We start from the raw sequence: 5,879 nt of genomic DNA, 5'->3' as shown, positions 1-5,879 counted from the left end.
GGCGATCTCGTCCTTGCTGGCGGTGACGGGCACGCGCGTACCGTAGTCGCCGGCAGCCAGGCGGTGGCTGGCTTCGGCCACGCGCCGCACCGGGCGCAGCAGGCGGCGCGAGGCCCAGAAGGCCACACCGCCGGCCAGCAGCACCGCGCCGCCGCCCACCGCCCACGCCGAGCGCAGCTGCGCATCGGCGAAGCGCTTTTCGGCGCCCGAGCTGACCGACTCGAAGGGCGTCAGCACCAGCCAGCCCACCGTCAGGCCATCGACGACGATCGGGCGCTCGACAGCGTGCGGAGACGGCTGTGTGAAGCCGGCGATGCGCTGCCGGTCGACGTCGAGCAGTGCAAAGCGGCGCGTGGCGCCGGTCAGCTCGGCCGGGCTGGACTTGACCGCCGGTGCCTGACCCTCCGGCACGCGCGGGCGCAAGAGCCGGCCCCACAGTTCGGGCTTCTCACGCAGGAAGTCCCAGCTGCCGCCATTCTCACGGTAGCCCGCGGTGACGCTGACCTGGGCCAGGTCCAGCCGGTTGACCGCCTGCTCGTTGAGGTAGCCGAGAAAGTCGCGGTTCAGGTTGACGTGGGTGAACACGCCCATGGCCAGGGCCACGGCCATGGCCGTGCTGAACACGGCGGCAAACAGGCGGGCGGTCAGGCTGAGCTTCATCATCAGGGGGCAATGGTGGCGGCGGCGCGGCCCTCGGGGCAAGCAATCCCGGCCGCTGCAGGTGACTTCAAGCTCTCTCCACATTCTGCTGGCAGCATGCGGCGCCATGGACAAGCATGTGCGCAAGATTCTCGCCCTCCCCGCGCTGGCGGCCCTGTTGCTGCTGGGCGCGTGCCAGGACAAGGCCGGCACCGACGCGGCCAAGGCCGGCGCCAAGCCGCCGCCGCCCGAGGTCGGCGTCGTGAGCGTCAGCACGCAGGACGCACCGCTGGAGCTGGATCTGCCCGGTCGCCTGTCGGCCAGCCAGGTGGCCGAGATCCGCCCGCAGGTCAGCGGCATCGTGCTCAAGCGCCTGTTCACCGAGGGCTCGACGGTCAAGGCCGGCCAGCCGCTCTACCAACTGGACGCCGCCGGCCTGGAGGCCGAGCGCGCCCGCGCTAGCGCGGCGCTGCAGAAGACCGAGGCCTCACTGGCCGTGGCCCGCAGCAAGGCCGCGCGTGACGTCGAACTGCTGAAGGCCGATGCGATCAGCCGCCAGGCCGCCGACGACAGCGCCGGCTTGCTCAAGCAGGCCGAGGCCGATGTGGCCGTGGCCAAGGCGGCGCTGGATGCCGCCCGCGTGCAGCTGGACCGCGCGCGCATCGTCGCGCCCATCTGCGGGCGCGTCGAAAATTCGACCGTCAGCGCGGGCGCGGTGGTGACGGCCAACCAGACCCAGGCCCTGACCACGGTGCAGCAGCTCGACCCGATGCAGGTCGACATCGTGCAGAGCAGCGCCGAGATGCTGACGCTGCGCCGCCAGCTCGAAGGCGGCAGTGGCAGCCGCCAGGTGAAGTTGATGCTGGAGGACGGCAGCGTGCACCCGCAGCCCGCCACGCTGCAGGTCAGCGGCGTGACGGTGGACCGCGGCACCGGCGCGGTGACGCTGCGCGCCACGGTGCCCAACCCCAAGGGCAGCCTGCTGCCGGGCATGGTGGTGCGCGCTCAGCTGCTGGCCGGCGTGGACAGCGGCGTCATCCTGGTGCCGCAGCAGGGCGTCACCCGCTCCCCCACCGGCGATGCCGCGGCCCTGGTCGTCGGCGAGGGCAACAAGGTGGAGCGCCGCCGCCTGGTGCTGGAGCGCGCGGTCGGCAACCAGTGGCTGGTCACCAGCGGCCTGAAGGTCGGCGACAAGCTCATCGTCGAAGGGCTGCAGCGTGCCCGCCCCAACCAGGTCGTGACACCGGTGCCGGCGGGTTCGACACCGAAGAAGAAGGGCGAGGGCAAGGCGCCGGCCGGCGCGGCGTCGGCGGCCTCGGCCGCCAAGGCAGGCTGACACGATGGCCTCCTTTTTCATCGACCGGCCGATCTTAGCCTGGGTCATCGCCATCGTCATCATGCTGGCCGGCGGCGGCGCCATCCACCAGCTGGCGCTGGAGCGCTACCCCGACATCGCGCCCACGCGCGTGTCCATCAACACCAGCTACCCGGGCGCCTCGGCCAAGGCCATCGAGGATTCGGTGACCCAGATCGTCGAGCAGAGCCTCAAGGGCATCGACGGGCTGCTGTCCATCGAGTCCAGCAGCAGCGCCGCCGGCAATGCCAACACCCAGCTCACCTTCGTCGCCGGCACCGACCCCGACACCGCCCAGGTGCAGGTGCAGAACAAGGTGCAGTCCATCATCAGCCGGCTGCCGCAGGCGGTGCAGGCCCAGGGCGTGCGCGTCACCAAGTCGGGCACCGACTTCCTGATGGTGATGATGCTGACCAGCGACGACCCGGCGGTCAGCTCCAGCGACCTGGGCGACTACCTCAACAGCACGCTGGTCGACATCATCAGCCGCGTCGAGGGCGTGGGCGACGTCAACGTCTTCGGCTCCGGCTATGCCATGCGCATCTGGCTCGACCCGCTGAAGCTGCAGCGCTACAGCCTCGTGCCCGGTGACATCCGCACCGCGCTGCAGCAGCAAAACACCGAGGTCTCGGCCGGCCAGATCGGCGCCCAGCCGGCACCGCCCGGCCAACGCCTGACGGCCATCATCACCGCGCGCTCCAAGCTGACCACGGCCGAGGAGTTCAGGAACGTCGTGCTGCGTGTGCAACCCGACGGCTCGGCGCTGCGCCTGGGCGAGGTGGCGCGTGTGGAACTCGGCCGCGACAGCTACACGACCAATGTGCGCTCCAGCGCCCGCACCGCCGCGGGCGTGGCGATCTTCCCGGCCAGCGGCGCCAACGCGCTGGCCACCGGCGATGCGGTCAAGGCCAAGATCAAGGAGCTGGAGCCTTTCTTCCCGCCGGGCTACAAGGCCACGGTCACCTTCGACACCACGCCCTTCATCCGCGTGTCCATCGAGGGCGTGGTGCAGACGCTGATCGAGGCCATCCTGCTGGTGGTGGCCATCATGTATCTGTTCATGCAGAACCTGCGCGCCACGCTGATCCCCGCGATCGCCGTGCCGGTGGTGCTGCTGGGCACCTTCGGCGTGCTGGCGGTGGCGGGCTTCTCGATCAACTCGCTGACCATGTTCGGCCTGGTGCTGGCCATCGGCCTGCTGGTGGACGACGCCATTGTCGTGGTCGAGAACGTCGAGCGGCTGATGCGCGAGGAAGGCCTGTCGCCCAAGGACGCGACCCGGAAGAGCATGCAGGAGATCACCGGTGCGCTGGTCGGCATTGCCGTCGTGCTGTCGGCGGTGTTCATCCCGATGGCCTTCTTCGGTGGCTCCACCGGCATCATCTACCGGCAGTTCTCCATCACCGTGGTCAGCGCCATGGTGCTGTCGGTGCTGGTGGCGATGACGCTGTCGCCGGCCCTCTGTGCCACGGTGCTCAAGCCCGTGCACAAGGGCGAGCATGCGGCCCACGGCGGGCCGTTCGGCAGGCAGCTCGACTGGTTCTTTGGCGGCTTCAACCGCCACTTCGACGCCTTCACCGAGCGCTATGTGCGCGGCGTGAGCTGGATGAGCCGGCGCGGCGTGCGCAGCTTTGCCGTCTACGTGGCAGTGATCGCCGCGATGGCCTGGATGTACAAGAGCCTGCCGACGTCCTTCCTGCCCGACGAAGACCAGGGCGGTCTGCAGATCCAGGTGCGCATGTCGCCCGGTTCGACCAGCGAGCGCCTGGAGGTGGTGATGCAGCAGCTCGAGACCTTTCTGGCCGAGCAGAAGGAAGTGCAGTTCTACAACGTGGTGCGCGGCGCCGGTGGCGACCAGGGCTCGGGCCAGGGCTTCATCCGCCTGCAGGACTGGAGCGAGCGCAAGGCGCCCGAGCAGAGTTCGGGTGCGCTGGCCGAGCGCTTCACGCGTGAGCTGGGCCGCCGCATCCGCGACGCCAATGTCTTCATCGTGCAGCCCCCCACCGTGCGCGGCCTGGGCGGCAGCGCCGGCATCCAGCTCTTCCTGCAGGACCTGGGCGGCCTGGGCCAGGACAAGCTGGTGGAGGCGCGCGAGCAGCTCATCGAGCTGGCCAACAAGCGCCCCGAGCTCAGCCGCACCCGCACCAACAGCCTGACCGAGACGCCGCAGCTGCAGATCAGCATCGACGACCACAAGGCCGGCGTGCTGGGCGTGCAGCCCAATGTCATCAACGACACCATGTCCATCGCGCTGGGCGGCGCCTATGTCAACGACTTCATCGACCGCGGCCGCGTCAAGCGCGTGCTGGTGCAGGGCGAGGGCGCCTACCGGGCCGCGCCCGACAGCCTCAATCACTGGTATGTGCGCAACAACGCCGGGCAGATGGTGTCGTTCGCCGCCTTCGCGTCGAGCAAGTGGATCAACGGCCCGCGCCAGCTGGTGCGCTACAACGGCAGCTCGGCCTACGAGATCCAGGCCGACGTGCCCCCGGGTGTCAGCTCGGGCGTCGCCATGCAGGTGATGGAGGAAGTGCTGGCCGAGCTGCCCCCGGGCATCGGCTACGAATGGGCCGGCCGCAGCTACCAGGAGCGCCTGTCGGGCGACCAGGCGCCGCTGCTCTATGCCGTCTCGGTGCTGTTCATCTTCCTGTGCCTGGCAGCGCTCTACGAGAGCTGGTCGGTGCCGTTCAGCGTCATGCTGGTGGTGCCGCTGGGCATCCTGGGCGCGCTGGCCGCCAGCCATCTGGGTGGGCAGAACAACGACGTGTTCTTCCAGGTCGGCCTGCTGACGACGGTGGGCCTGTCGGCCAAGAACGCCATCCTGATCGTCGAGTTCGCGCAGACCCTGATGGCCCGGGGCATGGACCTGATGGACGCCGTGCTGCTGGCCAGCCGGCAGCGCCTGCGCCCCATCCTGATGACCTCGCTGGCCTTCATGATGGGCGTGCTGCCGCTGGCCTATTCCAGTGGTGCCGGCTCCGGCTCGCAGAAGGCCATCGGCTTCGGCGTGCTTGGCGGCATGGCCAGCGCCACGGTGCTCGGCATCTTCTTCGTGCCGCTGTTCTATCTGTGGGTCAGGCAGCGGTTCAGCCGCAGCAAGGCGGCTGCTGTCACGACGGAGGTGAAGGCATGAAGCGGCAACACCTGACCCTCCTGGCCGCAGGCGGCACACTGCTGCTGGCCGGCTGCGGCAACCTCGTGCCGGCGCGCGACAAGGGCACGCCACCGCTGCGCGAGGATTTCCGTGTCAGCGCCACGCCGGTCGAAGCGGTGCCGGGCGCGGCGCATGAATGGGACGGATTCTTCGCCGACGCGAGGCTGCGCCAGGTGGTGGGCGTCGCATTGGCGCAGAACCGCAACCTGCGTGCCAGCGCCGCCGTCGTGGAGCGTGTGCGCGCGCAGTACCGCATCACCGAGGCCGACCGCATTCCCGACCTTAACGCCAGCGCCTCAGCCGGCCGCCAGCGCACCGCCGGTGGCGTCACCGCCAGCAGCTACGCCGTCAACCTGGGCCTGGCCAGCTACGAGATCGACCTCTTCAACCGCCTGGGCAGCCTGGAAGGTGCGGCCCTGGCGCGCTACCTGGCCCAGCAGGAAACCCAGCGCAGCGCGCAGCTCAGCCTGGTGGCCGAGGTGGCCAATGCCTGGCTGTCTCTGGCCGCCGAGCAGCAGCGCCTGGCTCTGGCATTGCAGCTGCGCGACAGCCAGCAGCGCAGCCTGTCGCTGATCGAGCGGCGCCATGAACTCGGCGCGACCTCCGGCCTGGAGCGCGCCCGCGCCCGCACCGCCTTCGAGGCGGCGCGCGGTGAGGCGACGCGCGCCGCCAGTGCCGTGACCCAGGCGCGCCTGCAGCTGGAACTGCGGGCCGGCCAGCCGCTGCCGGGCG

At 70.1% G+C, this 5,879-nt stretch carries 4 protein-coding genes; 3 read left to right on the top strand and 1 reads right to left on the bottom strand.

The window, feature by feature from the left end; all coding sequences use genetic code 11:
- The coding region (locus ACT6S0_RS25865) for a HAMP domain-containing protein (protein ID WP_444766607.1) at positions 1 to 663 on the bottom strand (663 nt) is incomplete at its 3' end.
- Positions 664 to 766: 103 nt separating this feature from the next.
- Between ACT6S0_RS25865 and ACT6S0_RS25860 the strand changes: the two genes are divergently transcribed.
- The 3 genes from ACT6S0_RS25860 to ACT6S0_RS25850 all read left to right on the top strand — a co-directional run.
- Entirely contained in the window at positions 767 to 1,975 is a 1,209-nt protein-coding gene (locus ACT6S0_RS25860) for an efflux RND transporter periplasmic adaptor subunit (RefSeq protein ID WP_444766606.1), read from the top strand.
- Between the two features lie 4 nt (positions 1,976 to 1,979).
- A complete protein-coding gene (locus tag ACT6S0_RS25855) occupies positions 1,980 to 5,126 on the top strand; it encodes an efflux RND transporter permease subunit (RefSeq protein ID WP_444766605.1) in 3,147 nt (1,048 codons plus the stop codon).
- A partial coding sequence (locus tag ACT6S0_RS25850; RefSeq protein ID WP_444766604.1) for a TolC family protein occupies positions 5,123 to 5,879 on the top strand: 757 nt, incomplete at its 3' end. The genes ACT6S0_RS25855 and ACT6S0_RS25850, both read left to right, overlap by 4 nt.

This window comes from Roseateles sp. (assembly GCF_052436255.1).
Classification (GTDB): domain Bacteria; phylum Pseudomonadota; class Gammaproteobacteria; order Burkholderiales; family Burkholderiaceae_C; genus Pelomonas.
This window is presented reverse-complemented; position numbering and strand designations above follow the sequence as displayed.